Source organism: Nocardia sp. NPDC056000 (genome assembly GCF_042269265.1).
In the GTDB taxonomy this organism is placed as follows: Bacteria; Actinomycetota; Actinomycetes; order Mycobacteriales; family Mycobacteriaceae; genus Nocardia.
Window position 1 is genome coordinate 412612 of sequence record NZ_JBHJXS010000009.1, and the last position, 25807, is coordinate 438418.

A 25807-nucleotide genomic window follows, 5' to 3' on the forward strand; every position below is an offset into this window, starting at 1 on the left:
GTCGAACTCTCCTGATGAATAGTGGTCAGTGAACGTTGGCGGCGGTATGCGGGCCGAATTCGCCGGCGATCGTCGTGACGAGGTTCGCGGGGAAACCGCCGCGGCGAGCATGCTCGCGAATGGCGTCCTCGTCCTCGGCCTCGTGCAGGCAGTAGAGCTTGTCGCCCGCGACGTAGGTGGTGATCCAGCGATACGGCACACCGAGCGAAGACATTGCGGCATTGGACTTTTCGGCGATCACCGCGAGTTCGGCGGGGGTGAGGTCTTCCGCTCCGGGGATCTCTCGTTCGATGAGAAAGCGCTTCATGATGTGTACTCCTGTCCGGTCCGGCGCTGTCGCGTCCGGTGACCTCTACGCTCGGCCATTCGGGAACGGAATTCATGGGGATCGATTCCCCATCTTGGGCCGGTAACATCCCCCAGGTGAGGCTGACCGAGCGGGAAAACGAGCTGGCAGAGCTCAGCGCTCGAGCGGACCGGGCCCGTACCGGGCAGGGCGGGGCCGTGCTGGTGCGCGGTGAATCCGGTGCGGGAAAGACCGCGTTCGTGGAGACCTTTCTCGACAGCTGGTGTGCGGACGAGCGGGTGCTGTGGGGAGCCTGCGATCCGCTGTCCACACCCCGGCCGCTGGGACCGCTGCACGATCTCGCGGATCGCTTCGATGACCGCACCCGCACGCTATTGCGCAACGGGGACCAGTCGTACGACATCTTCGCCGCGGTCTTCGACGCATTGCGTGAGATTCCCTCGGTGCTGGTGGTGGATGATCTGCAGTGGGCCGATCAGGGCACCATCGATCTGTTCCGATTCCTGTTGCGCCGCATAACCAATACCCGACTGCTGCTGATCGGTATCGCGCGTGATGACGAAGTCGGCGTCGTTCATCCGCTGCGCGGACTGCTCGGCGATATCGCGCGCTCCCCGCACGCCTGCCCGCTCACCGTGCCACCGCTGAGCTTGACGGCGGTGACGACGCTGGCGGGGGATCGGCCCGTGGATCCGCACTGGTTGTATCGGGTGACCGGCGGCAATGCCTTCTTCGTCTGCGAAATGCTCGATCACCGCACCGGTGAGCTGCCCACCACCGTGCGCGATGCCATTCTGGCTCGCACCGCCGGATTGGACACTGCCGCTTGGGATCTGCTGCATTTGCTGACCTGCGCACCCGGTGCCATCGCCGATCATCTGCTCACCGATCTGGGTGTCACGCTGCCTGCGCTGCGCGCACTCGATGACGCCAAACTCATCAAGCGCGACAACCGAGGTGTGGCCTTCCGGCATGACCTGTGCCGCCTGGCCATCACCAGCGTCATCCCGCCCGGTGCCGAGCCGAGCCTGCACCGCCGATTCATCGAAGCCCATTACGCGACAGCACAACCCGATCCCGCCGTGATCACCCATCACGCGGTGGGAGCCGGTGATCGTGCGCTGATCACCAAGGCCGCCGCACAGGCGGGGTACACCGCGGCGCGCTCGGGCGCGCACACCCAGTCGACCGAATTCTTCCGTCTCGCACTGGAAGACCGTGATCTGCCGCCTACGATGGAAGCGGAATTGCTCGAATCGCTGGCTGACGAGTACTACCTGATCGATCGTCTCGATGACGCGATCACCGTGTGCCGCAACGCCATGCGCCTGCGCGAGGCAATGCTGTCGAACGCTGCGGTGAGCGCCGATCATCACGCCCTGGCGGTCTACGAGTGGTACAACGCGAACCGCGTGGTGGCGGACACCCATGCGGCCGCCGCGCTCGCGGTCCTCGACGGCGATGCCGAATCTGCCACCCGAGCTCGCGCCGGATACGCGTTCGCGTTGCAAGCCTTCCTGGCCGTCCAGTCCAGCGAACTCGGCACAGCCACGCGACTGCTCGCTCGCGCCCGCGAAATCGCAAGCATCGCAGGCGATCCCCTGCTGAGCGTACGAGTGGAGGTCATCGAGGGCATCTGTGGAGTCCTCGCCGGAGTGCCGGTCGCCCGCGAGGACCTGCTGCGTCTGCTTGCCACCGGCCCGAAGCACATCGACGAAATCTATTCCAGCGGTTACACGAACCTGTCGTACTTCGACGTCGAACAGCGCCGACTCGGAGCCGCCACCGAACTGCTCGACACCTGCCTGCCCCTGATGATCGAACACGATCTGCCCGTGTGCCATGTCGTGCAACTGGGTTCGCGCAGCCGACTCAAACTGCTCACCGGCGATTGGCAGGGCGCGCTCGCCGATGCAGACTCGGTACTGGACAGTCCCGGCGCACCCCTGGCCAGGGTCTGGCCGCTGCTGATCCGCGCCATGGTCGCACTGCGCCGCGACGGAAACGACCACGGCGATATCGATCGCGCCTGGCAGCTCGCCAGCCGTTACGGCGAGCCGGTGCGCATGCTGCCGGTGGCGTCGGCAATCGTCGAGAAGTACTGGCTGACAGGGGTTCCCGACGACCGTCTCGATGAATGCCGGGCACTGCTCGACACCGTACCCACCCTCGGATTGGAATGGGCACGTGGCGATTTGGCCATCTGGCTCCGCCGAATCGGCACGCCAGCCGACACCGAATCCGTAGCCGAACCCTATCGGCTGCTCGCGGCCGGACAGTACGAATCCGCCGCCGCGGCCTTCGAAACCCTCACCACCCCTTACGATCTCGCACTGGCGCTGGCCGACTCCGGCGAAACCGCCCCCGCCCGTCGCGCCCTGGACATCCTCGACCGTCTCGGCGCACACGCGGTCGCCGCCAAGGTCCGCTACGACCTGCGCGCGAACGGTGCCCGCGATATCCCCGCACCCCGCCGCGCCACCACCCTCGCCAACCCGATGGGTTTGACCACCCGTCAGATCGAAGTGCTGCGCCTACTCGAAACCGGCCTCACCAACGCCGAACTGGCTGAGCGACTGTACCTTTCGGTGAAAACCGTGGATCACCACGTCTCCGCCGTCCTGACCAAGCTCCAGGTCGCCAATCGCCGCGACGCGGTACGCCGGGCCAGGGAATCCGGACTACTGCCTTGATCGCGAGCGCTAAAGCCCTTGGTTCGAGGTGGCGCAGGCGCTCGCGCTCGCGGGAATCCCGTTACCGAAGGCGCACCACAGGTCGTGGAACAGCTTGTTGGTGCCCGACCCGGCATTGAGGATGCTGCTCCCGGTAGCGGTGCTTCCGGTTGGGGAGCTTCCGGTTTCGGCGAAGCCGGCCGTGGCGGGACCGGCCAGTGCGGTCAACGCCGCGGCGGCGGCAAGGGCGGCGAAAGTGGTGCGCAAAGGTGTTCTCATGCGCGGGAATCCTACTGAAATGAATTGATTTCAGATTGTCGAATCGTTGCCCCCGAAATCGGGGGCAACCGAGCAGAACGCCGCGTGTGCGGAGTTTTGCTCGCCTCCACGGTGTTTCGGGAGGCTGACGCAGCAGTCAAATACCGCGTATTCGCGTGCGGTTCGCTACCGTGCTTGGGGTGCAACGGATAACGGCTCTGGTGTGTGGGGTTCTGCTCGGTTTCGCGGTGCCGCAGGCGGCACACGCGGAGACACCGGCGGCCTATGAGGTCGAGACGGTGCCCTCGACCGGGGCGCTGTTCTATCCCAGTGTCTCGGGTGTGGGACCGCGTATCGGTGCCCCGCATTTCTGCTCGGCCAGTGTCGTCGCTTCGCCGTCGCATGATCTGCTGGCGACCGCCGCGCACTGCGTCCTCGGTCCCGGTGCCCTCATCGAATTCGCGCCACTGCTGCACGATGCCGAACTCCCGCAGGGGGTTTGGACGGTGACCAGCATGTACATCGACCCCGCGTGGCAGGAATCCTTCGACCCGCGCCATGACCTCGCGATTCTGCGGGTCGCCCCGCGCGACGGCAAGCGGATCGAGGATGTGGTGCCGGGGTTGCCGCTCGGCACCCCGCAGTCCGGCACACCGGTAACGGTCAGCGGCTACCCGATGGGTAGCCGTGGCCGTCCACTCACCTGCACAGCGCCTTTGGAGACGACCGCGGATGGTTCCGCGCTGCACTGCACCGGATTCGGTGAGGGCACCAGCGGCGGCCCCTGGGTCCAGAACGGTCAGCTCGTCGGCGTAATCGGCGGACCCGAACAGGGCGGCTGCACCCCCGACGTCGAATACAGCTCACCCTTCGGCCCCGACACCCAAGCCCTGCTCGCCCGCGCCGCCGCAGGCGGGAAAGGCGACGTGCTCCCGGTCGGTTTCACCGCGAACCGCTGCTGACACCCGCCGCGTCTTGCTCAACGCGGCGATGCGAAGTCAGCGGTAGAGATGGCTTGTCCGGTAGATCGGGTGATTTGCGCCAGTGCCAGCTCGTGCAGGGTGGAGTTGTAGTCGGCGACGGCATCGGAGACAACGAACAGCTCGATATCTCGTGCCAAGGCGTCGAAGCTTGTCGCGACGATGCCCTGGGATGCGAAAACACCGCAGACGACAAGCTGGCTCCTGCCCTGCCGACGCAGCTCCACCTCGAGGTCGGTGGCATAGAACGCGCTGAGGGATCGCTTGCGGACCCAGGGCACCCCGGGCTCGTCCATCCCGCTCAAACATGACCGGGCCGCCTCGCTCGCGTCCGGACCCTGCCCCCACAGCAGTCCGCCCAGACCGCGCTGCCGTGTCTCGGTGGCGGGGCGCGGTGCCGAGGCGATAACCGGCACATTCTGGCTGAGAGCCCAATCCACGATCGTTCGACATCGCTCGACCACCACGGTCCCGGTCTGCGGGGCAAGCACGTTCACGTAGTACGGGAGCAGATCGTGCACCAGGACCGCGCATCGATCGCGCTCGAGCTGCCAGCCCACTCCGCCGCGAAAGTCGGCGAACAGCGTCGGCTCGTACGGCTGAATATCAGCGGCGAAGGTGACCATGCTGTTGATATTTTCAGAGTTGCTCCAGGGGAGGATGACCGTATGCACACAGGCGAAGCCCACATCGACGACACGGGCAATATCTTGGTTGCGCCCGAGGTGCCGCTGATCGAGGACTTCTTCGGGTCCACGATCACGCCCGAGGAGTTTGCGCGCGGTTCAGACGATCTCGCGCGCACGAGCGTGTATCTGTGCGGTGATGTCTCGGAGATCAATGCCGGCCGATTGCGTTCGGCGGGGCGGGTATTCGTCATCCGGGAGCTGTCGCGCGGGTTTCGCGAGGACAGCGACGTGTGGACGCCGATCAACCTCGGCCAGGTCCCGGTCCGTGTTCATAACGCCGGTGTTCTCTACCGCCGTTTCTTCGAGCTCGGCGACGATCACTTCGGGCGGATCCAAGCTGAGCATGAGTTCCAGTCTCTGACGGAGTCGACCAAACCTGGAACGGCTCACCGCAGCGGCATCTACCTGACCCCGGTCACCCGCAGTGGTGCGGACCTGCGGTTCCGGCTACTCCGCTGCTCGACGAATCTCTCGGGCCCGACCGAGACTTTCCGCGCGACCGATACGAGCATCGTCGAGGCCCTGAATCGCGAGGCCGCCAACATCTTTGACGGTCATGCCCCGCTCAATCACGTGCTCGCGCAGATCTATCACAACACCCGTGCCACGGCCGAGCGTAAGCAATCCAAGGCCAAGATCTCGGCGCACGCGGATAAGACCAAGGACATGCCCGGCAACGGCATCATGGCCTTCTGCACGTTCTATGACGGGCTCGACAACTTGCGGCCCATGGCCGATGACGCGTTCGACTTCGGGTTGAAGAATGCCAGCGGGCTGACGAGTCTTCGTTTCCGCCTGAAGGATTCGGTCGAAGCGAGTGACGGGTTGCCCGCGCAGTTCACCGTGACCCTGTACCCCGGGTCGGTGTTCTTCATGCCGCTGTCCACCAATCGTCTGTACACCCATGAAATCCGGCCCTCGATGCTGGACGCGGAGGTGCTGCCGACCCGCTTGGGGTATGTGGTGCGCTGTTCGAATACCGAAGCCGTGCACAAGGATGGCCGGACCTTCCTCGACCGGGACGGCGAGCTGGTCGAGCTCGGTCCACCCACCGAGGAGGGTATGGACGAGTTGCGCAGGCTGTACGCCGAGGAGAATCGCACCGCATCGTTCATCGACTACGGCGACCGATTTCTCTTCAGCATGAATACGGGGGATTACGTTGCTCCCCGAGCCTAGATTTATCGACGAGATCGCTTCGTACACACTGCCTTCCGAGCAAGACCTATTCTCAGAACTCTCCGAGTCGGTCCAGTGGGAGGAACTGGGAAAAGGCCGCAGAGGGGCCACGCTCGTCAAACCCGATGCGGCGGAAGGTGTTCCGCTGGTCCGCACCACAACCCGATACGGCGCACCGGCACAACGCTTCCGGACGGTTCATGAGGTTCTGGCACAACAGATTCAGGCGCGCGCGGATCTCCCGATCGCTTTCAACAACGCTCTCATCGAGACCTACACCAACGCCTACGCCACCATGGGTAGCCATTCGGACCAAGCCCTCGACCTGGCCGACGACTCGTTCATCGCCGTCTTCTCCTGCTACCGCAATCCCGAACCGGTCCCGCCGAGGAAACTGATCGTCGAACCGAAGGGATCCACTGAGAAGTTCGAAATCCCTTTGGCCCACAACGGAATCGTGGTGTTCTCGGTAGCCACGAACCGCCGACTCAAACACAAGATCGTGCTGGATGCGCCCGCCCGCGCAGCGGAGAACCAATGGCTGGGCGTGACCTTCCGAACCTCGAAAACCCTCATCGCCTTCCGCGAGGGTCAGCCGTACCTCCCAACGGGCGTACCCCTCACCCCGGCCGACGATGATCAGCAACGCGAGTTCTTCCAACTCCGCCGACGGGAGAACAACGAAACCGATTTCACCTACCCGCCACTGACATACACCGTCAGCGCGAGCGACCTGATCCCGCCCATTTGATCTGCGCCGCAACGCAATTCACCGCCCTAGCGGAGCTCGTTCGCAAGTCGCCGAGCTCGCTCACAATTTTCCCCATCCGTCCGGGTGCTGGCACTGGGAACCTCGGCGTACACCACCTTGTCGCCGAATCGCACCACCACCCCGTGAGCGGGGCTGCGGGGGCTCTTGGTGACGGTGCAGAACGCTTCGTCGCCGAACCGGATGTCGTTCAGGAAGAAGGTTCTCAGCGCTTGTGTCTCCTGGGTATCACGGGCGCGGGCCTTGTCCCGCTCGAGTCGGAATACCGCCGCCGCATCGTTCGCTGAATACGTTCTGGTGAACAGCATGCGGCTGCCACCGCGGTCGCCGTCCCCCCATCCGCTGATATCCCGAGTGCAAAGATCCCCATCCGCCAGCACACTCTTGCCGAGCGCCGAATACGAACCCGGCCCGTCGTAATCGAACCGGTCGACCGTCGTTCCCGCACCCAGCACTCGGACGACATCCCTGTCCGAAAGCTTCTGACACCCATCGCTGAATTCGTTGAGCAGCGGAAGCGCGTAGTAGGTAGCCACGATCGACCCGGCCAGCGCAACCGCCGCCGTCACCATGAGCGCCACCGTCGCCAGTGCTTTCCGGGGCGTCAGCGTCCGCTTGCGGGTGACCGGGGCCTGGAAACGCCCGAGCAGCCACTCATTGGACTCCATCGATACCCCTAGCAGCGTTCATACTGACGGACATACGGCTGCGACTCCGGTGCGACTTCGACCTCGGCGCTCTGGCAACCACCGACCATGACCGCGAAGTTGAGGGCCTGGCGAAGATGAATCGTGTAGTCGACGACGGCACCGGGCCGGGCCAGGTATCGAAGATGCCGATCGGCGAGTTGCGTGACCTGTGCCGCGCTGAATTGCTTTCCGGCAGGCGGAAATATCGAAACCTCGAGCGTGCGGCCCGCTTCGCCGATCGGATCGTATACCGACACCTCGACGAAGAACGGGGTGGGTTTATCGGTCAGCAACCATTCCCACAGCTCGAGTTCGCCATCGGACGGAAAGCGGGGGCGGCGATCCGACTGGTCCAGAGCCGGTCCCAGTTCGGAGTGCATCGGCACTGTCCGATCCTCATGAACGGGCGACACTTTCCAGTCGTTGGACGCCAATTCGGGAAACTCCCGAATGATTCGCCGCATCGCCGCCGTCGCCCGGTGCGGTTCCGAGTCGGAGCCCGCACGGACGCTGATGGATTCGGTCAGACCGTCCGGGTCGCCGGTGGGTTTGAAGCCGCTGGTGGACCAGTGAATCTCCGCGCCGGTCCCGGCCGCTGATACTCGAACCCAGGTTGACGCCGAATTCTCCTGCACATCCACCTGCTTGCCGAATCGCCACGAACCGGAATAGACGTCCGCTCCCCGGTTGAGATAGAGCAGTGTCGAATCGCCCTGGTAATGCTCCGGAAGCTGCTGAGCACCCATCGCGCGCACCACGGCCGCGGCCTCGTCCGGTGTGGCCTCATCCTCGAGCTCCACGTCGAGCCGGGAGGTGTAATACGGGTTGCCGCCGACCGTGTGGTACTGGAAACCATGTGACGCGTCGGCCACTCCCGGAAGACCCCGGATGGCGGTCGCGATCACGCGTGACCAGCTCTCCCGCTCGGCCCGATCGGGTCCCTGTGCCACACATCCCGTCAGCAGGACCGCCGCCAAAACAATGACGGCCGTGCGTATTCTGAAAGCCTTCACTTCGATGATCATGATCGAAGGGAACGCTGACAGCTCGCGGCGGTGTGCCGATAGACCCCGATTCCAGGGGCAGAACCGCTGCGAGTCAGCAGGATTCGGTTAGTGCGGATAGACGGACTCGTCGATGTCGTAGGCCGGTAGGAGGCGAGTCGGCGTATCGGCGTCCTCACGCGCCCATTCCGCCACATCTCGACAGCGCGCGAAGGTGACATCACCGCACTCCTGCGCGTATGCGATCAAGTTGCGCAGGGCCAGCATTCGCCCCGGGCGGCCGGTGAGGAACGGGTGCATGCACACGTTGAACAGACAGCGATAGTGACGCATGCCGTCGAGTTCGGCGCGCCACATTTCCTCGACCTTGACCGGGGATTCGATGACCGAGCCGATGCGCGGTTCGGGCAGGTAGGCGTACTGCTCCCAATCGTCGAGGGACCAGTGCACGGGCAGTTCCACGACCGGGCCGTGCGGGGTCTCCACTTGGTACGGACGGTCATCACCCATCAGCGACGAGTCGTAGCTCAAGCCGTATTCCCTTACCAGGGAATGAGTTTCGAGGCTGGCACTCCACATGGCGGCACGATGCCCGGTGATTTCGATGCCCTGTGCGGTGAACACATCCATCGCGCGTTCGAAATCGGCGCGCTCGGCACCCGGGGGCAGCGAAGTAGGCGCGCGGTGGCTGTAGGAATGATGCGCGACCTCATGTCCGCGCTCGACGATCGAGGCGGCCAAGCCGGGCCGCTGTTCGGCGACCCATCCGGGAACGAAAAACGTTGCGGGGATGCTCATCTCGTCGAGCAGGTCTAGAATGCGCGGCACGCCCACATCGGGTCCGTAGGACTGATGCGACATCACCATCGGCTGTTCGGCGAAGCGCCGGCCCTCGGCGAGGATGGGGGTTTCCGCATCCACGTCGAAGGTCAGCGTCGCCACCGCGGCCGCGCCACGGGTCCAAGTGGGTGTGCTCATTCGCCGACGCGTTCCCGCCACGCCGCGGTGGAGTCCAGGTTTGCCATGGGATGCAGCATCTCATGATCGAATGCGGCCAATTCGGACCCGGCCTCGACCCGACGCGGCAGATCCGGATTCGCGAGCGCGCCGGTGCCCAGCGACAGCACGTCCGCGTGCCCGCCATTGAGCACATCGGCGGCCTGCGGCAGATTGTGCATTCCGCCATTGGCGATCACCGGGCGGCCGGACACTTCGCGCGCCAGCTTGGTCACGGTGGTGCCGCTGGCGAGTGTGGCGGTCTCGAGGAAATTGCGACCCTCGCTGGCGATATGCAGGTAGCTCGCATCGCGCAACGCGGAGAAGATAATGCGCGCGTCATCCTCGCCGCCGGGCCAGCGGTAGACGAAATCGTTGACCTTGGTCTGCGACAGCCGCACTCCGACGGGGAAGTCGCCGAGCTCCTCGCGGATCGCGTGCAGCACCCGCACGGTGAGCCGAATGCGGTTCTCGACCGAACCGCCGTATTCATCGGTGCGCTCATTGGTGTAGTCGGTGAGGAACTGATCGAGCAGATAGCCGTTGGCACCATGGATTTCGACGCCGTCGAATCCGGCCGCACGGGCGTTGCGCGCCGCGGTGACGAATCCGGCGACGACCTGCTCGATATCCGCGGCGGTCATCTCCCGGGGTGCGCCCCACGCACCGCCGACACCGCCGTAGTCGACCATCATCTGCCCGCGCGGTGCCACCGCGGACGGGCCGATCGTCTCGAATCCCCGCTCATTGCCCTGGGAGATCGCCCCGGCGTGCATGAGCTGGGCGACGATCGGCGAGCCTTCGGCGTGCACGGCGTCGACCACCGCGCGCCAACCGGCGATGTGCTCCTCGGTGACCAGGCCGGGCTGGTTGAAGTAGCCCTGGCTGTGGGCGGCGTCGGGGTAGATCCCCTCGGTGATGATCAGCCCGAATCCGCCTGCGGCGTAGGCGCGGTAGTACTCGGCCATCTGCTCGGTGGGCGTGCCGTCGGGGGTCGCGGAGATCCGGCTCATCGGCGCGACGGCGAAGCGGTTGCGCAGGTCCAGCGTATCCAGGCCGGTCGGTGCGAGTGCGGGGTGGGTGAGTTCGGTGGTGGTCATCGCTTCTCCTCGGTATCGGTGGGCAGCAGGGTCATCGCCAGTGGTGTGGGTCGAGCGCCGTTGATGGGGTTGTGGTCTTGGGGGCATGCGGAAACCACCACCAGGCAATCCATTTCGGCGCGGAAGGTGATGGCGTCGCCGGGCGCGGTGGCGGCCTCGAGCCAGGTCAGGCTCTCGTCCGCGGCGACCGGAATGCGCATGAAGACATTGATCGGCTGCGGAATGACCGGCGGCGCCGCGTATCCCAGCTCGATGAGCGCCCGCGTCAGGTTGTCCGCACAGCTGGCGTGATCCGGATCCCCGTATGCCGCATAGCGTTCCGGATCGCACGCGGCGATCAGCATGTCGTGCACACCGGGGGAGGTGTCATCGACATAGGACAGGATCGGCCGCCGCCGATTGGTCACGAACGATTCCCCGAGTGCGGGAAACAGCCGCGCCGTATGCGTACGGGTATGCGAGGCGCTGTGGTACTCGGTGAGATCGTCCGCGTTGTAGGCGAACACATCACCCACCTGGCCGCCGTCGATATCGGTGATCCGCACGCGTTGCCCGGCCCGCACGACCACCGATCGGGCTCGCCCGGCCGGTATGGTCACCGGCTCCGGATAGCTCAGCAATGTCATGGGACTCAGTCAACCGAATCCGAGGCTGCTCGGATATGGATGAGTACACAGTGTCTGGCTCGGAGGGTGGATGTTTCACCATCCCGCGCCGGGAATAATGCTCAGTATGGTTCCGCTGTATGACCACCGCCACATCCATGACCCGGGCGCTCGCAGCGGGTGACACAACCTCGGCTCAGCTGGCAGCCGCGGCCATCGACCGTGCGCGGCAACCGGAATCGACCGCGGTCCTGCTCACCCTCACCGCGGACCGCGCCCGCTACCAGGCCGAAGCCGCCGACCGCCGCCGCGCCCGCGGCGCAGCACGCGGTGATCTCGACGGAATCCCGATCGCCTGGAAAGACGTCTTCGACATTCAAGGCACCGTCACCACCGCCGGCTCGGCAAGTCACCTGCACGACGCTCCGGCGGCCGTCGACAGTCACCTGGTCCGCCGTGCCCACGACAGCGGCCTGATCACCCTCGGCAAAACCAACCTCAGCGAATTCGCCTTCTCCGGTCTCGGGGTGAATCAGTACTTCGGCACTCCGATCAATCCCGTTGCCCCGGAACGGGTTCCGGGTGGCTCCTCGTCGGGTTCGGCGGCCGCGGTAGCGCGCGGCATCGTCCCCCTCGCGGTCGGCACCGACACCTCCGGATCGGTCCGAGTCCCCGCCGCCTACTGCGGCATCATCGGTTACCGCGCCACCCCGGGCCGCTACGGCCCCAACGACTTCGCCCCGCTATCGGCCACACTCGACAGCATCGGGCTGTTCGCCACCACCGTGGACGACATCATCGCCCTGGATCGAATCCTCGCCCCCGGCGAGCACGACGACCCACCGAGATCCCGCCGATTCGTCATCCCGGCCGGAGAATGGACCGAGGACCTCACCCCCGAGATCGCCGCCGACTTCCACGCCGTCGTCGCCGAAATGCGTTGCGCCGAAACAGATATCCGCATCCGCTCTATCCCGTCGCTGGACACCGCCCAGAAGCTGATGGACAGCCACGGCACCATCGTCGGAGCGGAAGCGCACCGCCTGCATCGCCATCGTCTCGACTCCACCTTGCCGATCGAGCCCACGACCCGTCGCCGCCTCGAAAACAACGCGCACACAGCCGATTCCCTCGCCCCGGTCTATGCCGCCATGTGCGCATTACGTGCCGACTTCGCCGCCGAACTCGACGGTGCGACCCTGCTGTGCCCGACCGTGCGCCACGCACCCCCGCGCCTGTCCGAGCTGAGCGACCCGGCCCACTATGACAACCTCAACGCCTCCACCCTGCGCACCACCATGGCACTGAGCTATTTGGGCGCGTGCGGAATCACCCTCCCGATCCGGACCTCCGCCTCCCGCCCTCCCTCCGGCCTGTTGCTCTCCCGCCCCTCCGGCCACGACGCCGAACTCCTCGCGCACGCCGCCGCCATCGGTCCGCAACGGCGGATTCTCACCTAGCCCTGATGATCGCCGAAAAGCAGGACGCGGTGCTCGAGGCGAATGTGAAGTGGCGAATCGTCCCGCCTTTCACCCGATTCGAATGCGGCCGGAGTAGCTGAGTGGTGACCAGGTGTGCATCGGGGGATCGCGTTCCGTTCACCGAAATGCCTTAGCGTCCCGGGCTCGTGAGGTTTGGCGCGGAGATCGAGCCGCGAAGAGATGTTCGGGTGTGGGGAATCGTCACCGCGCTGGGGGTGGTGGCGGGTTATGTAGCGGTGCTGCTGGCGGATGCGCGGCACTACTACACCGATGACACCGAGGCGCAGTACGCGCCGATGTGGGTGCTGCTGGGAAATGAATTGCGTGCGGGCCGGTTTCCGGGACTGGTGCCCTGGGAGTGGATGGCGGGGAACTACTCCCTGGAAGAGGCGGCGCTGTTCAATCCGCCGCAGTTGCTGGTGTATCTGATAGCGCCGTCGGTGGACAACCTCGCGGTGTACGCCACCGCGGTGAAACTGGTGTTCTCGATCATCGCCGGGCTGGGCGTCTATCGAGTCTGTCTCGCATACGGTGCCGCACCGAGGTGGGGTGCGGTCGCGGGCATCGCGTTTCCGCTGAGTGGGTGGTTCCTGTTCTTCGATCAGGCCAGCTGGTTCACCTCGCAGACGGGCACGACCTGGCTGCTGCACGCCTGGGCGTCGGCGGTGTTGTACGCGCGCGGCCGGAGCGGGCCGATTCCGGTGTTCGTCTTCCTCTGGCTGACCTTGACGATTCAGTACGTCTTTCCGGGAGTCGAAGCGGCACTGATGATTCTGGCGGTGGTGGCAGGTGAGCTGATTTACCAACGCAATTGGGCTGGGCCGGGACGGCTGGCGATGGCGGCGGCGTGTGCGGGGCTGGCCGGACTGATCGCGAACCTGCCACTGCTGCTGTCCTCGCAGGTGACCTGGCGCGGGGATGCGCGGATTCGCAACGAATCACTGCTGACGGTGCCGTGGTCGGAGTCGCTGAACGCCAGTTTGCCCAGCACCACACCGGCTTTCGAGGGGTGGTGGGGCTTCGTGCAACCGCTGCCGATGGTGTACATCGCATGGTTCCTGATCCCCGCGCTGGCGTTCATCGATTGGCGGCAGGTGTGGCCGAACGCGCGTGCATACAGCGGAATCGCGCTGTTCGCGGGCGGCATGCTGATGTGGACGGCCGGTCCCGGCGCGATCGGCCCGCTGCGCTGGCCCGCCCGGGTCTTGCCGCTGGTGGCGGCCGGACTGCTGGTGCTGGTGTGCGTATTGCTCAGTCGCCATGGCGTTTTCGCGTCCGTTCGGCGCCGGGGAATCGCGGCGGCCGTGCTGATCAGCCTGTTGTTCGTCCGATCCCTGTCCGCCGCACCGGATTTGTGGCTTCGGCATCTGCTCGCGGTCGCGACGGTGACCGCGCTCGGCGCGGCCGTGGTGTGGACGGCCAAGACCAAGGGGACCGCGGTGGCCTGCGCACTGACCATTCTTGCGATGTTCCCGATAGCCTTCGCGCAGGTGGAAGCCGCGCCGACCACTCCGATGTCCTACAACTTCCCAGCCAAGCGCTCGGACATGGCTGCGGCATTCCCCGAATTCCCGGGACTCACACTGCAACTCGCGGACCGCGCCCTCATCGCACCTGCGGACCGGAGTCTGGATCGTGCCTACGGTTCCCTGTCGATCGGCAGCTACGCCAAGGCGGTCGGCCCGCGCTATGTGAACGCCTACACCCCGGTCGGGCACGCCGCCTTCAGCGCACTGCTGTGCATGGCATGGGACGGCAGCACCTGCCCCGATGCCGCGCGCCGCGCCTTCGATATCGAATCATCCACGGGCGCACGCATTGTCGATCTGATGAAGGTCGATCGCGTTGTCCTGCACCGCGCCCAGTATCCGAACGCGGGCCAGGACAGTCCGGTGCCGGGCTGGAAATGGGTACCGTATCCGGGCCACGAACAATTCATCGCGGTTCTCGAACGCGAGAACGGCCCGATCTCCGCGACCAACGGCGATATCGCCCATACCGAGAATGTGACCATCGGCGCGGCCGCGGTCGACGGCGTCACCTCGCATACCCGGGTCAGCTCATCCACCGGCGGCCGCGTCGTCTCCTCCCGCCTGGCTTGGCCCGGACATCGAGTGACGCTGAACGGCAAACAGATCGCGCACACCGCCATCGCGGGCACCTTCCTGGCGGTCGACATTCCCGCGGGCACCGATCGAGCCGATCTGACATTGAGTTGGATGCCCCCGGGGTGGCAGATCGGCTTGTCCACCGCGACGGCCGGTGTCGCCGGGGTGGGTCTGCTGCATTGGGCTCACCTGCGCCCGAGACGCCGCTCACCCAACCTCCCGGCAACCGAGGCGGCCGTGCACGACGTAGCCCGGCCCAGTTTACAGTTCCCTTAGGGAACTCAAAGTGCTACCGTCTGCTGATGAGCTTCATTCAGCGCTTCGACCACATCGGCATCACCGTCGCCGACATCGATGCTGTGACGGCGTTCTTCGTCGGCCTCGGCCTCGAGGCGGACGGCAAAATGGCCGTCGAAGGTGAGTTCCTGGATACCGTGATCGGCACCACCGGCGCCGCCACCGAGATCGTCATGTTGCGAGCGCCCGGCGGTGGAACAACCCTGGAGCTGTCCAGTTTCACACGCCCGCAACACCTTCCGGGCTCCGCCTCGGCCCCCGCCAACGAACTGGGCCTGCGCAACGTCGCCTTCGAGGTCAAGGATTTGCAGGCCGCGGTGGAACATGTCACCGCGGACGGCTACTCCCTGGTCGGCGGCATCGGCGAATTCGAAGGCAGCTGGCGCATGGCCTACGTGCGCGGCCCCGAAGGCATTATCGTCTCGCTGGCGCAGCGCCTCGGAAACTGAACCGCCGGGCTCAGTTCAGATACCCGGTCAGCCCGTCCACGACCTGCACCGTCGCCGCGCACGGCTCGGTCGCATCCGACTTCAGGTTCCGCGTCACGAACATGGCCTGACCACTCGCTACCGCGAAACTGACGTAGCACCCGGTCTTATTCGTGTCCTGTGCCGCGCGGTACTGGTAGGCATCGTGACCGGCCGCCCGCACCGGAGTGAAACCCGTGTAGCGCCCGGAGTTCTGCAGGTCCTGCAATGTCTGCCGACTGGACACGATGGTCACCTCCGACTTGCCCGAAGTCGACTGCCAGCGGCAACTCGGTTCACCGGCGGACCCTTCGACCACCTGCTTGCTGTCCGCCCGGAACCCAAGCCGCGCGATATCGGCATCGGCGATCCCACACGGATTCCACATCACGGCAGGCGTTTCCGCCTTCGCCGTGGTCGTCACGGGCGTGGCCTTGGCGGATTCTGATGGCGCCGTGGGCACTCCGCCCCCGGTCTCCGTCCCTGCCGCAGAAGTGGTTGTGGCAGAGGATGTCACCACGCCGCCACCATTACCTGAACTCGTTCCCGTATCGGTGGAACTCGTACTGCATCCGGCAAGCGCGAGCGCCGCGCCCAGTACGGAGACCAAGATCCCCTTTGACATCGCTGCACCCATAACTCCGAAACCCCTTCCACTGCTGCGTGTTTCCCAAGCAGTCCATCGCTGTAGCCACCATCCCGTTACGCAACCTAACGAAATCGCTGGTCGGTACAGTGGGCAGCTGTCGGTGAGCTGGCGTGAACCGGCCAGGGTCGGCGTCACACGGAAAAGGTTTGGGCACAGTGGGGTTTTACGACTGCAATTGCATGGTTACCGGTGTCAGCTTGGGGCCGGTCGACGCCACGGCGGTGGTGTTGCGGCGGCAAGGGGCGGAGTACCGGCCGATTGCGCTGGGGATCGCGGGCACCTATGACCGGCTCGGTGGGATCGACGGGGTGGAGGAGGATCTCAATACCGAGCTGATCGTGCGGTATTTCGTCGAGCGGCATCGTGCGGGCAGGTTCTTCGCCGAGAATCAGGTCAACGATGGCGAGGAGTTCGGCGCGGAGGTCGATATCGAGGGGTTGTTGCAGCTCATCGAGCGCACGCATCTGAGCTTTGTGGACGACTTCTATGCCGCGTCAACGGTTTTGGATGGTGATGTCATTGCCTTCGCGTTGCTAGCTCAGCCCGTGTGGGATGCCATTGTCGATGGCGCACCGACGTCGGATCAGTCGCCGGAGCAACGGTTTCACGGAGTGTTCGGTCAGGCTTCGGCGGCCGCTGAAATCTATGCGGACCGGCTGACGGAATTGGCTGTGCCCCTGCATCAGCTCACCGCGATCAATGATTTCGTCGTCGCGCACGGGCTGCGCTGGGCTCCACCGTCCGAGCCCGCGCAAAGGTATCCCGGGGACTATGGCAGCCAGCATTTCGAGGAGGTCAGGGAATTCCTGGATCAAGCCAAAAAGGACTACCGGGACGATCCGGTTGCCTTGACCGGCTTGGCCGCGTATGAACGGCTGATCGACTGGGATGACTACGAATAGGCCGTGACCTCCGCGCTCCCCGGTGCGGACCCATGACGGGAGTGGAATCGTGCTCGGCGATGAACAGGTTTCGCGAGCGTACGCGCGGAACGCGGACTTTTGGATCGGTATCGTCCGCGATGGGCTCGACCCTTTCCAAACCCAGCTCACCGATCCCGCCCTGCTCGAGGTGATCGGTGATCCGAGCGGGCAGCGGATTCTCGATGCCGGGTGTGGGGAAGGGCAATTGGCGCGGGCGTTGACGGCGCGCGGTGCGCGGCATGTGCACGGGGTGGACACCTGCGCCGAATTCATCACTGCCGCAAGGGATCATCCCGAGCATCAGGAGGAATCGGCAACCTTCCATCACGCCGATGTGGCAGCACTTCCCCTGCCCGACGACAGTGTCGATCTGGTCGTGGCGAACCGGCTTCCACACGGAATCGCGTTCCCACAGCGGCGGTTTCACGAATTCGCCCGAGTGCTGACCGCGACGGGGCGGCTGATCCTGCTGAGTATGCACCCGTGCTTCTACGCCGCGCGTTCCGAGCGCTCCGCCGCGAACGCGGGTGCGTTCGACATTGACGAGTACTTCGGCGTCCGCACCGTCGAACAGCATTTTCAGGTCGCGGACCGCCGTTCGCCGGCGGCGTCGGTACAACAGTTCCACTCGCTCGAGGATTACATCGCCATGGTCATCGGTGCCGGTTTCGTGGTGACCGGACTGCGGGAGCCGCATCCGAGTCCGGCGCAACGCGAGGAAAACCCTTGGTGGAACGAGCATTTCACGCGTCCACTGTTCCTGCTGCTCGAATGTGTGCTCCGCCCGTGACGGTAGGTACCCACTTCCCTTAAGTGGTACACGCATACCATTTAACGTGATACGGTCGTACCGTAAAGCGGAGGAAGGGGAGAGACGATGCCGAAGATCGGGCGATTCACCAGCGAGGAAGCCAAGGCGACCTTCCTGGGCCTCTATGAGCGCGTCGAAGCGAAATGGCCGGTGGACTCGACAGCGATCGACGTCTAAACATCGTTCGGCAAGACGCGCGTGCGCAAATCCGGCACCGGGGACGGCGTGCCGATAATGCTGCTGCCGGGTATCGGCGGCAACGGTCTGGTGTGGTCGCGGTTCATCGCCGACCTGGCACGGGACCACGTCGTGTACACCCCGGATGTCATCGGCTGGGCGGGGCGGTGGGAGCAGACCGCGCCACTGCGCACGGCGGAAGATATCGCGACCTGGATGGGGGAGGTGCTCGACGGACTAGGCGAGGAGCGCGTGCACCTGGTCGGAAATTCCTTGGGCGCGTGGGTAGCCGGAACGATCGCGGCCTACCGCTGCGAGCGCCTGGCCACCCTGACCATGCTCGAGCCCAGCGCGGCGACCTTCGCCAAACCGCGCTGGAGCCTGCTGCTCAAGTTCATCGTGATGGGCATGCGCCCGACACCGGAACGCATGCGCAAACTCAACAAATGGCTGATGCCCGGCTACGAGCCCTCCGAGGAGGAATTCGCAGCCGCCATGGCAATCATGAAGTACCGCATGGGAACCCCGTGGGACCGCCAGTTCACCGACGCCCAGTTGGCGGCGATCACGGTCCCGACCCTGGTGCTGTTCGGGGCCGAGACCGTCGTCAACGATCTGGAGGTCGCGGTCCCACGCGCCCGCACCGGCCTCCCGCGAGCGGAGGTTGAGATCTGCCCCGGAATCGGGCATGACCTGCTGTGGGCGAACCCGGAGGAGATCATCCCGCGGTTGCTGAGCTTCACCGACAGCCACGACCCCGCTCGCACGAGCAGCACTAGATAGATCGGTCGGCACGCGCCCGTTCGACCGGGCGGGAGTCACGCCGCTGATGACCCAGCAGCGCGACACCCGCCGCGACGGCGGTGAATACCGCCCCGCACCACAGGGCCGTGGTCGGATGACCGTTCCGGTCGACGAGCGGACCAGCGGCGACCGGCCCCAGGACGGCACCGATGTTCAACGCGGTGGTCGCCAGCGCCCCGGCGATACGCGGAGCGACAGGCGCGGCGGTCCGCACAATCGTCCCGATCAATGCCGAGCCCACACCGAATGCGAACGCGCCCAGCACAATCGACATGACCGATACCCCGGCCAGCGTGTGCGAGAGAACGGCGGCCAGCATCCAGACCCCGGTGAGCGTGATCGTTCCGGTGCGGATGATCCGAGGCTGATGACCATCGCCGAAGCGACCCGTGACCATCACCCCGAGGAATGAGCCGACGCCGAACAAGGCCAGTACCAACGGAACCCACCGATCACCCCCGGCGATGCCGTTCGTGATAGTGCCCAGATACGTGAATCCGGCGAAGGTCGCGGCGTTCACCAGAATCCCTGCCACGACAGGAATCAGAACCGGCCGTTGCCCGAGCACCAACCATTCGCGCCGCACCGGCTGTTCCAGCGAATCATCTTGGTGCACAACATGACGAAGCATCATCCACACCGGAGCCAGCGCCGCCGCACTCAATATGGCAACCGCCCAGAACGCCGACCGCCAACCCCAAACCTGCCCCAGCAGCGCCCCCGCGGGCACACCGGCGATGCACGCGACCGTCACCCCGGACACCACCACCGAGGTCGCCCGCCCCACTATCGCCGACCCCACCAGCCCCGGCAACGCCGCCAGCACGACCGCCAAGAATCCGGCATTGGCGACCGCCGCAACCACCCTGGTCACCAACAGCACCGCGAACTCGTCCGTCACCGCACCAACCACATGCGCGAGACAGAACAGCCCCAAAAACGCTGTAACCGAATACCTTACGGACAGCCTCCCCGTAACCATCGCCATCACCGGCGCACCCACGACCATGCCGCCCGCGAACAGCGAAGTCAGCAACCCGGCCGCCCCGATCGATACCCCCACATCCGCCGCGATCAACTCCAACAACCCCGACACCATGAACTCGGACGTACCCTGCGCGAAAACCGCAGCAGCCAAAACGAATACCACAATGGGCATAGAAGAACTCCCCGGACACAGAGCACCGCAACATTTTTCGCGGCACTTCAGATGAGCGCGGACCAGGTGAACGATCACCCAACCGCGAGAACGGCATCCGGCATCGCGAGACACCCACCGGCACAGTCGATCACCGACCGGGTGGGAACACTCTCACAACGCCGCCCAGCCCAAAGGCCGAGCGGCTACCTTCTGGATGCCTCCGGAGAATTCACCCCGCCACCATAACAACCCACCCGCACACGATCGAAACGGTTTACCGAGCGCTGCTCGCGACCGCCCCGCCACACGAAGTCAACTGATCCAGTACCGGCGAATGACGGTCCCGTCGCTCCAGGTCGGAGTCGATTCCAGCCGACCTCCGCACGATTCGATTATGCGTTGCGACCCGGTGTTGGTGTCGTCGCAGGTGATGAGGATGTCGCCGATACCGACCTGTCGCGCAATGGGTATCGAGCGCCGCAGGATCTGTGTGCCGTAACCGCAGCGCCGATACTGCCTCAGCACCGCATAGCCGATGTGCCCACCGCGCCTGCGTAGATAGTCATTGAGGGTGTGGCGAATCGATGCCCGCCCGATGACCTCGTCCCCGGCGGTGGCCAGGAGGAACGTCTCGGGAACGATGCCGGCAGGCAGGTTGATGCCCCGTCGCCGGTTCTCCAGTGTCGCAAGGTATTCCGGCCACGACATAGTGGGCGCGAGGCCCAGGGCGAAGTCGAATCCATCATCCCGGGCCATCTCCCGATGTGCGGCACGAACAATCCGCTCATCCGACGCCCGTGGCGGACGCAGACGCACGCCCGCGGTCAACGGTTCATATGACTCGTTTGTCACCGACACCGGTGGACCATATGCGCGGACCGCTACCTCGTCGACCGAATATTGGGTGCTCAGCGCCGGGCGTCCGAGCTATCGGAGGATGGCCCTGAATAGGAGACCCAACCCCGGGTACTCGACCGGTGTTCATCGAATGAACCAGGTCAGGAGCACACCATGAGCGCGAGCGGACTCACCGGCGAGATCAACCATCCATTCACGATCAACCCCAGCTCGGACCAGGTCACGGTGGTGCCGGGCGGGGAATCGGTCCGTGCGGGTGTGAGTGTGACACCCATCGGCGACGCCGGGACGGGCACGGCGCGCGTCGTCGTCGGGGTCGGCCCCGAATCAGGTCTGACCTTCAGCCGCAGCGAGCTGACGGACAACACCGGGGTCAGCTACCCGGCGGGCACCGACTCCCGAGACGACACCCTCTCCTTCGATGCCGTCACCATCGACTCCGCATCGAACCAGGAGCTGTACATCGAACTGAAGGCCGACGAGAACGCCTCCCCGGAACCGTCAACCGTCACTTTCGCCGTCGGCTCCGCCACCTGCTCGGTACCGGTCAAGATCGAGACCCCCGACTCCGACTAGCCAGGCCCGAGGGTTCGAGCGAACCTGAGGCGCAGCCCGGTGCGGTCAGCCTTTCCCAAAGGTGTTTCGCACCACTAGGATTCGAACATGGCTCGACGACGGTACGTCGCGCGCGGCGTACCAGGGGGCTACCGCGTGTGGGACAACAAGGCCCTCCGGTGGTGGGGTGACCTGTACGAGTTGTGCCCCGACGAACTGGTGGCAGAACTGAACGACTCTCACCGCCCGACGCGGATCACCGAACTCACCCGGCAGGCAAGGGCCCGCAAGCGCTGACTTTGCTCCGCACCGTGCTCGGCGAGGCATGTTAGGTTGCTGAAGTCTACTGGCCCGCAATAGATTTCGGTCGCGTCGTTCCTTGGGCAATGGTCGGTAGGCCGATGACTTCGGCACCGCTCCGAGTTGCCCGAACTGTCATATCCGCACCGTTGTGTCGGTGTGCTGGGCAGGGTGGGGATTCGCTGTCCAGCAGGGGCAGCGCGGCGTGGGCACCGGTGTTGACTACGTCCCGTAGGATCAGCCTCCGCATCTGACTGTTCGACGCTCGCGCGCAAGTTTGTCCTGTTCACCGGGCTCGGCTGTGTGGCATCGTGAACCGACGAAGGAGACTGCCGTGCTCTCACGCACGATGCTGACCGCTGGCGCTGCGGTCGCCATGGTGGTGATGTGGTGCCCCGGATATGCGGGTGCGCGTGAGTTCCCGGGGGTGCGCAGTACGTCGCGCTCGGTAGTTCCTATGCCTCGGGGCCGGGGCTGCCTGACATGGTGGATGTTGGTTGTGCGCGGTCGGGGCATAACTATCCGCATCAGGTGGCGGCTGCGGTGGGGCTGGAGTTGGTTGATGTCACCTGTGCCGGTGCGACCACGGCGAATATTTTGCGTACGCCGCAGTCGCTGGCAGGTGGTAGGGCCGCACCCGTGCAGGTGGAGGCCGTCACCGAACGCACACAGCTCGTGAGTGTCACCATCGGCGGGAACGATCTCGGGCTGGCGGGGTCGATGATCAAGGCGAGTGCATGTGCGCGATTGCTCGAGAGCGTTCCGGCGTTTTGCGAGACAGCGGCCGGTACGAAGCCGCATACGCAGGGCGACTTCGATGCTGTCGAGAGCTCCATCGTCGCCGTGGTGCGCGCCATCGAAGAGCGGGCGCCGCAGGCGACCGTAATGCTGGTGCAGTACTTGCCCGCGCTTAATCCCAGTGGCGCAACATGTTCGGCGCTGACGATGTCCGCCTCGCAGGCCGCCGACATCCGGCGAACCTACGACGGGCTCGTGAGCGCGACCGAACGTGCGGTGCACCGGACCGGTGCGACAGCAATCGCTGTGCCCGACGCCGACGCGCATTCCGCGTGCTCAGCCACTCCGTGGGTCAACGGCCTGCTCGATCCGCTGACCGCACCGGGAGGTTTGGCCGGTGTCGCGGGCAGTGTCCACCCGAATCTCGCGGGCGCCACGGCTGTCGCACACGAGATCCTCGCCAGGCTTTGATGCCCGCTGAATAGTCAGTCCGCGAACGACGCCCCCTGGGGCAGGTGCTCAGCCGGGCACCCGGCAGACTGGGCGAATGGGTTCTGGTTCGTCAGCTCGGCCGTCGCCCGCGGATCTGGCCGCGGCGCAGGACAAGACGATTCCCGATGTGATCGGGCCCGGCTTGCGGGTGTTGTTCTGCGGCATCAATCCGGGTCTGTGGTCCGGAGCCACCGGAATTCACTTCGCTCGTCCGGGGAATCGGTTCTGGCCCGCACTACATCGGTCCGGCTTCACGCCACGGCTGTTGCGGCCGAGCGAACAGCACGAGTTGCTCGGGCTGGGCTTGGGAATCACGAATGTGGCCCCACGCACGACCGCCAAGGCCGACGAACTGACCGCCGATGAATTGCGTGTCGGCGGGCGTGCGCTGGTCGAGCGGGTCGAGCGGTACCAGCCCCGGGTACTGGCTGTGCTCGGAATCGGTGCTTACCGCACCGCTTTCGGTCGTCCGCGCACCACTGTCGGCCCTCAAAACGAGCGGATCGGTGAGACCGCGATATGGGTACTGCCCAATCCCAGCGGGCTCAACGCCCACTACACACTCGACGCTCTCGCGGCAGAATTCCGCATACTGCGCGAGACTGTCGGCACCGAGTGACCGAAGATGGGCGCGGTCTCGGACGTCGGCTTGCCATCGAGCCAGTTCAGGAGCGCGTCGTAGACGCTCTCATGGTTGAGCAGGCTGAAATGGTTTGCGCCGGGCAAATGTAGGCCGTTGGCGTCGTCGAATCCGATGCGGCGGGCACGGTTTCGTCCGGAGCCGCTGCTGGGTAGCACCAATCCGTCGCCGATGATGCGGCCCAGCGGGTGCCGTGGACTGCGGGTGATGGACGCCGTGACGAAGTAGTGGTCGGCGCCGGGCAGCAGCGGAACCTCTTGAATAGCCTTGAGCCGCAGCGCATCCGCGTCGAGGTCCTGCCAGTCCTCATCCACCAGCGAGCCCTGCCGCAGATCGCGGATTCCGGCACTGCGCCGACGCAGCAGCCGGGCGAACGGGCGAGTCTCGGGCACCTGGTTCAGGGCTGCGGAAAGATGGTGTGCCATCTGTTCCAGCGGCGCGCCCAGATGTGGTGAACCCAGGCAGACGATCTGGCGGACTCGCCGTACCCAGCCCCGCTGTTCCGAGTCGGCTCGGTGGCACGCGCCGCGTGCGATCAGACCGCCCATCGAATGACAGACCAGGGCGATCTCCTCGACCTCGACCGGCCAGTTCGCGACAAGTTCGTGTAGGAGCGTGTCGAGTTGGCGGGCGTTGTCGGCGATGTGCAAGCCGCTGTTGTAGCGCACCATGAGGGTCGTGCGGTCGAGATCGGAGTCGAGTCGCTCGGCGTAACTCGGTCTCCCACCGAGCCGCCATGCATGCTCGGTCTCTACCAGCCCGTGGAGGAAAACCACGATCCGCGGGCGCGGATTCCCCACTACCGCGCCGATTTCATCGGCGCCGACAGGCTCGCCGTCGACGCGAAAAGTCATGGGCGAGGCCAGGATCGGCCGCTCCTGCTCGAGACTGTCGCCGATCAGACCCTGAAGCGCGGCGATCAGGCCGGAGCCATATACGGTGCGCGAGGGTGTGGGAAGCGCGGAAACCTCCGCCGCGAGTTCGGCCACTGATCCGGCCGCGACCGCGCCACCACTGACCGTTCGATATACCCCGAAGGTGATGGCGTCGTGCACCACCTTGAACGGCTTCGCGGCCGGGCCGACACCCCACGACACGGCCGCGAAGACATGATCGCTGACGGCGCGGTGCGTGGTCGCGATCCCGTCGATCGCACCGCCCAGTTCATCGCCCGCTAGACGTGCGAGCGCCCGGATCTCAGCCCGCCGCTGGCTCATCGACTCCACCATCAATTCAGTGTACAAGTGTGCACTGAATTGTGCGTGTTGAAGACTGGACTGACATTGCTAACCCCGGGAAGACCGCATGCCTGCGGGCCGTGCCAATGGTCGGCTGATGCCGCGGGTCGCTCAACCGCCAGTGTTTCCGGGGAGCAGCGGGCGCATAAAGGTTCGCTCATAACGAAGCACACAGCCGCTTTCATCTCTGATGCGATCGGCTTCGACGAAGTCGGGGTCGATGCCGAAATTCGCACGGTAGGTCTCGTAAGCGGCGAGGCTGGAGAAGCTGAACAGCGCCAGGGCTTTGTCGCTCGCACCCTCGGCGGGAAGGAAGTAGCCGTGGTGTGTGCCACCATGGCGCTCGACCAATTCCATCCACCGTTTCGCGAAGCATTCGAAGGCATCGATCTTCCCGGCGTCTATGACGTACTCGACGACACAAGTGATCACGTCTCAACATAGCAACGCTCGCGCATCCGCGGCATGAATGTTCTTGGGCCACAGTCGCCGTCGCCGTCGCCCCGCTGGTTCAGCGTTAGCTATCCGCTCACGTAACGCGCGGTTGACGCGAGATTGGGCGGACTTCCGTGTTGCTGTCGAACCAGCTGCCTTGATAGAGGCCAACCTTCCCGTCGTTCCGCCATTCGATTGTGAAGCTGATGGTTGCCTCGAATGACGCCGTGTGTGATATCTCCGCGCTGGGTCAGGGTGCGGGCGGGTCCGGAGAATGTGTTGCCACCGTCGTCCGAGGACACCAGTACGTGGAATCCGAGCGGGTTATCGGTTGTGCCGGAGGGGCGCTGATTCACGTCCCAACCGGTCAGCAGGATGGATCGTGCCGGGCGGGATCGCCGGTGCGGTCACCGTCCCGGAGATGGCGATGGTGCCGAGCATGAAG

The 25807-nt window shown here is 65.1% G+C and carries 26 protein-coding genes and 1 pseudogene; 14 read left to right on the forward strand and 13 right to left on the reverse strand.

Annotation, left to right across the window (positions count from 1 at the left end; translation table 11 throughout):
- Nucleotides 1-25: 25 nt before the first annotated feature.
- The gene (locus ACFC4D_RS27210; RefSeq protein WP_375960469.1) at nucleotides 26-307 is read right to left on the reverse strand and encodes a DUF4242 domain-containing protein; all 282 of its coding nucleotides are present in this window, start codon (nucleotides 305-307) and stop codon (nucleotides 26-28) included.
- A 116-nt stretch (nucleotides 308-423) separates the two neighbouring features.
- On the opposite strand from ACFC4D_RS27210, the gene ACFC4D_RS27215 reads away from it, so the two are divergent.
- On the forward strand, nucleotides 424-3000 hold the full coding sequence (locus ACFC4D_RS27215) for an AAA family ATPase (RefSeq protein ID WP_376067738.1): 2577 nt from the start codon (nucleotides 424-426) through the stop codon (nucleotides 2998-3000).
- A 9-nt stretch (nucleotides 3001-3009) separates the two neighbouring features.
- Here the strand turns inward: ACFC4D_RS27215 and ACFC4D_RS27220 are convergent, their stop codons facing one another.
- A complete protein-coding gene (locus ACFC4D_RS27220) occupies nucleotides 3010-3258 on the reverse strand; it encodes a hypothetical protein (RefSeq protein WP_376067739.1) in 249 nt (82 codons plus the stop codon).
- Nucleotides 3259-3437: 179 nt separating this feature from the next.
- Here ACFC4D_RS27220 and ACFC4D_RS27225 point away from each other — a divergent pair, with 179 nt between their 5' ends.
- Nucleotides 3438-4199, forward strand: coding sequence for a trypsin-like serine peptidase (locus ACFC4D_RS27225; protein ID WP_376067741.1), 762 nt, complete (start codon nucleotides 3438-3440; stop codon nucleotides 4197-4199).
- Between the two features lie 17 nt (nucleotides 4200-4216).
- Here ACFC4D_RS27225 and ACFC4D_RS27230 read toward each other — a convergent pair whose 3' ends face one another.
- Entirely contained in the window at nucleotides 4217-4738 is a 522-nt protein-coding gene (locus ACFC4D_RS27230) for an isochorismatase family protein (RefSeq protein WP_376067743.1), read from the reverse strand.
- Here ACFC4D_RS27230 and ACFC4D_RS27235 point away from each other — a divergent pair.
- Nucleotides 4733-6085, forward strand: a complete 1353-nt coding sequence (locus tag ACFC4D_RS27235) for a hypothetical protein (protein WP_376067744.1) — start codon at nucleotides 4733-4735, stop codon at nucleotides 6083-6085. The genes ACFC4D_RS27230 and ACFC4D_RS27235 overlap by 6 nt on opposite strands.
- Entirely contained in the window at nucleotides 6069-6836 is a 768-nt protein-coding gene (locus tag ACFC4D_RS27240) for a hypothetical protein (protein WP_376067746.1), read from the forward strand. Before ACFC4D_RS27235 ends, ACFC4D_RS27240 begins: the two co-directional genes overlap by 17 nt.
- Nucleotides 6837-6862: 26 nt before the next feature.
- Here the strand turns inward: ACFC4D_RS27240 and ACFC4D_RS27245 are convergent, their stop codons facing one another.
- From ACFC4D_RS27245 to ACFC4D_RS27265, 5 genes are all read right to left on the reverse strand, one after another.
- A complete protein-coding gene (locus ACFC4D_RS27245; RefSeq protein ID WP_376067747.1) occupies nucleotides 6863-7522 on the reverse strand; it encodes a hypothetical protein in 660 nt (219 codons plus the stop codon).
- 8 nt (nucleotides 7523-7530) lie between these two features.
- The gene (locus ACFC4D_RS27250; RefSeq protein ID WP_376067749.1) at nucleotides 7531-8568 is read right to left on the reverse strand and encodes a hypothetical protein; all 1038 of its coding nucleotides are present in this window, start codon (nucleotides 8566-8568) and stop codon (nucleotides 7531-7533) included.
- Nucleotides 8569-8655: 87 nt separating this feature from the next.
- A complete protein-coding gene (locus ACFC4D_RS27255) occupies nucleotides 8656-9525 on the reverse strand; it encodes a polysaccharide deacetylase (RefSeq protein WP_376067751.1) in 870 nt (289 codons plus the stop codon).
- A complete protein-coding gene (locus ACFC4D_RS27260) occupies nucleotides 9522-10643 on the reverse strand; it encodes an NADH:flavin oxidoreductase (protein ID WP_376067752.1) in 1122 nt (373 codons plus the stop codon). Before ACFC4D_RS27260 ends, ACFC4D_RS27255 begins: the two co-directional genes overlap by 4 nt.
- Nucleotides 10640-11269 carry a DUF1989 domain-containing protein gene (locus tag ACFC4D_RS27265; RefSeq protein WP_376067754.1) on the reverse strand — a complete coding sequence of 210 codons (630 nt, stop codon included), beginning with the start codon at nucleotides 11267-11269 and terminating at the stop codon, nucleotides 10640-10642. The genes ACFC4D_RS27260 and ACFC4D_RS27265 overlap by 4 nt, the downstream gene beginning before the upstream one ends.
- Before the next feature lie 119 nt (nucleotides 11270-11388).
- Between ACFC4D_RS27265 and ACFC4D_RS27270 the strand changes: the two genes are divergently transcribed.
- The 3 genes from ACFC4D_RS27270 (at nucleotide 11389) to ACFC4D_RS27280 (ending at nucleotide 15583) form a co-directional block, all read left to right on the forward strand.
- Entirely contained in the window at nucleotides 11389-12708 is a 1320-nt protein-coding gene (locus ACFC4D_RS27270) for an amidase family protein (RefSeq protein WP_376067756.1), read from the forward strand.
- Nucleotides 12709-12875: 167 nt separating this feature from the next.
- The gene (locus tag ACFC4D_RS27275; RefSeq protein WP_376067758.1) at nucleotides 12876-15113 is read left to right on the forward strand and encodes a hypothetical protein; all 2238 of its coding nucleotides are present in this window, start codon (nucleotides 12876-12878) and stop codon (nucleotides 15111-15113) included.
- Between the two features lie 26 nt (nucleotides 15114-15139).
- Entirely contained in the window at nucleotides 15140-15583 is a 444-nt protein-coding gene (locus ACFC4D_RS27280; protein WP_376067760.1) for a VOC family protein, read from the forward strand.
- A gap of 10 nt (nucleotides 15584-15593) precedes the next feature.
- Here ACFC4D_RS27280 and ACFC4D_RS27285 read toward each other — a convergent pair whose 3' ends face one another.
- Entirely contained in the window at nucleotides 15594-16238 is a 645-nt protein-coding gene (locus tag ACFC4D_RS27285; protein ID WP_376067761.1) for a DUF3558 family protein, read from the reverse strand.
- Nucleotides 16239-16405: 167 nt separating this feature from the next.
- Between ACFC4D_RS27285 and ACFC4D_RS27290 the strand changes: the two genes are divergently transcribed.
- The 3 genes from ACFC4D_RS27290 (at nucleotide 16406) to ACFC4D_RS27300 (ending at nucleotide 18944) form a co-directional block, all read left to right on the forward strand.
- Complete coding sequence (locus ACFC4D_RS27290) at nucleotides 16406-17152, forward strand: hypothetical protein (protein ID WP_376067763.1); 747 nt, start codon at nucleotides 16406-16408, stop codon at nucleotides 17150-17152.
- Nucleotides 17153-17201: 49 nt separating this feature from the next.
- A complete protein-coding gene (locus tag ACFC4D_RS27295; RefSeq protein WP_376067764.1) occupies nucleotides 17202-17963 on the forward strand; it encodes a class I SAM-dependent methyltransferase in 762 nt (253 codons plus the stop codon).
- A 219-nt stretch (nucleotides 17964-18182) separates the two neighbouring features.
- Nucleotides 18183-18944 (forward strand): alpha/beta fold hydrolase, encoded by a 762-nt coding sequence (locus ACFC4D_RS27300; protein WP_376067766.1) that lies wholly within the window; start codon nucleotides 18183-18185, stop codon nucleotides 18942-18944.
- On the opposite strand, the gene ACFC4D_RS27305 is transcribed toward ACFC4D_RS27300, so the two are convergent.
- Both ACFC4D_RS27305 and ACFC4D_RS27310 read right to left on the reverse strand, forming a co-directional pair.
- Nucleotides 18937-20124 carry a Cmx/CmrA family chloramphenicol efflux MFS transporter gene (locus ACFC4D_RS27305; RefSeq protein ID WP_376067767.1) on the reverse strand — a complete coding sequence of 396 codons (1188 nt, stop codon included), beginning with the start codon at nucleotides 20122-20124 and terminating at the stop codon, nucleotides 18937-18939. The genes ACFC4D_RS27300 and ACFC4D_RS27305 overlap by 8 nt on opposite strands.
- Before the next feature lie 294 nt (nucleotides 20125-20418).
- Nucleotides 20419-20964: a GNAT family N-acetyltransferase gene (locus tag ACFC4D_RS27310; protein WP_376067769.1), complete on the reverse strand. Its 546-nt coding sequence runs from the start codon at nucleotides 20962-20964 to the stop codon at nucleotides 20419-20421.
- A 153-nt stretch (nucleotides 20965-21117) separates the two neighbouring features.
- On the opposite strand from ACFC4D_RS27310, the gene ACFC4D_RS27315 reads away from it, so the two are divergent.
- The 4 genes and pseudogenes from ACFC4D_RS27315 (at nucleotide 21118) to mug (ending at nucleotide 23668) form a co-directional block, all read left to right on the forward strand.
- Complete coding sequence (locus ACFC4D_RS27315; RefSeq protein ID WP_376067770.1) at nucleotides 21118-21540, forward strand: hypothetical protein; 423 nt, start codon at nucleotides 21118-21120, stop codon at nucleotides 21538-21540.
- A gap of 87 nt (nucleotides 21541-21627) precedes the next feature.
- Nucleotides 21628-21816, forward strand: a complete 189-nt coding sequence (locus tag ACFC4D_RS27320; RefSeq protein WP_375960379.1) for a hypothetical protein — start codon at nucleotides 21628-21630, stop codon at nucleotides 21814-21816.
- Nucleotides 21817-22272: 456 nt separating this feature from the next.
- Nucleotides 22273-23028: pseudogene (locus ACFC4D_RS27325) on the forward strand (SGNH/GDSL hydrolase family protein); the annotation flags it as partial.
- A 76-nt stretch (nucleotides 23029-23104) separates the two neighbouring features.
- The gene (gene mug / locus ACFC4D_RS27330; RefSeq protein WP_376067772.1) at nucleotides 23105-23668 is read left to right on the forward strand and encodes a G/U mismatch-specific DNA glycosylase; all 564 of its coding nucleotides are present in this window, start codon (nucleotides 23105-23107) and stop codon (nucleotides 23666-23668) included.
- Here the strand turns inward: mug and ACFC4D_RS27335 are convergent.
- Together ACFC4D_RS27335 and ACFC4D_RS27340 are read right to left on the reverse strand one after the other, a co-directional pair.
- Complete coding sequence (locus ACFC4D_RS27335; RefSeq protein WP_376067773.1) at nucleotides 23605-24918, reverse strand: lipase family alpha/beta hydrolase; 1314 nt, start codon at nucleotides 24916-24918, stop codon at nucleotides 23605-23607. The two genes, mug and ACFC4D_RS27335, sit on opposite strands and share 64 nt — an antisense overlap.
- Before the next feature lie 120 nt (nucleotides 24919-25038).
- Nucleotides 25039-25359, reverse strand: a complete 321-nt coding sequence (locus ACFC4D_RS27340) for an NIPSNAP family protein (RefSeq protein ID WP_364647468.1) — start codon at nucleotides 25357-25359, stop codon at nucleotides 25039-25041.
- Nucleotides 25360-25807: the final 448 nt, after the last annotated feature.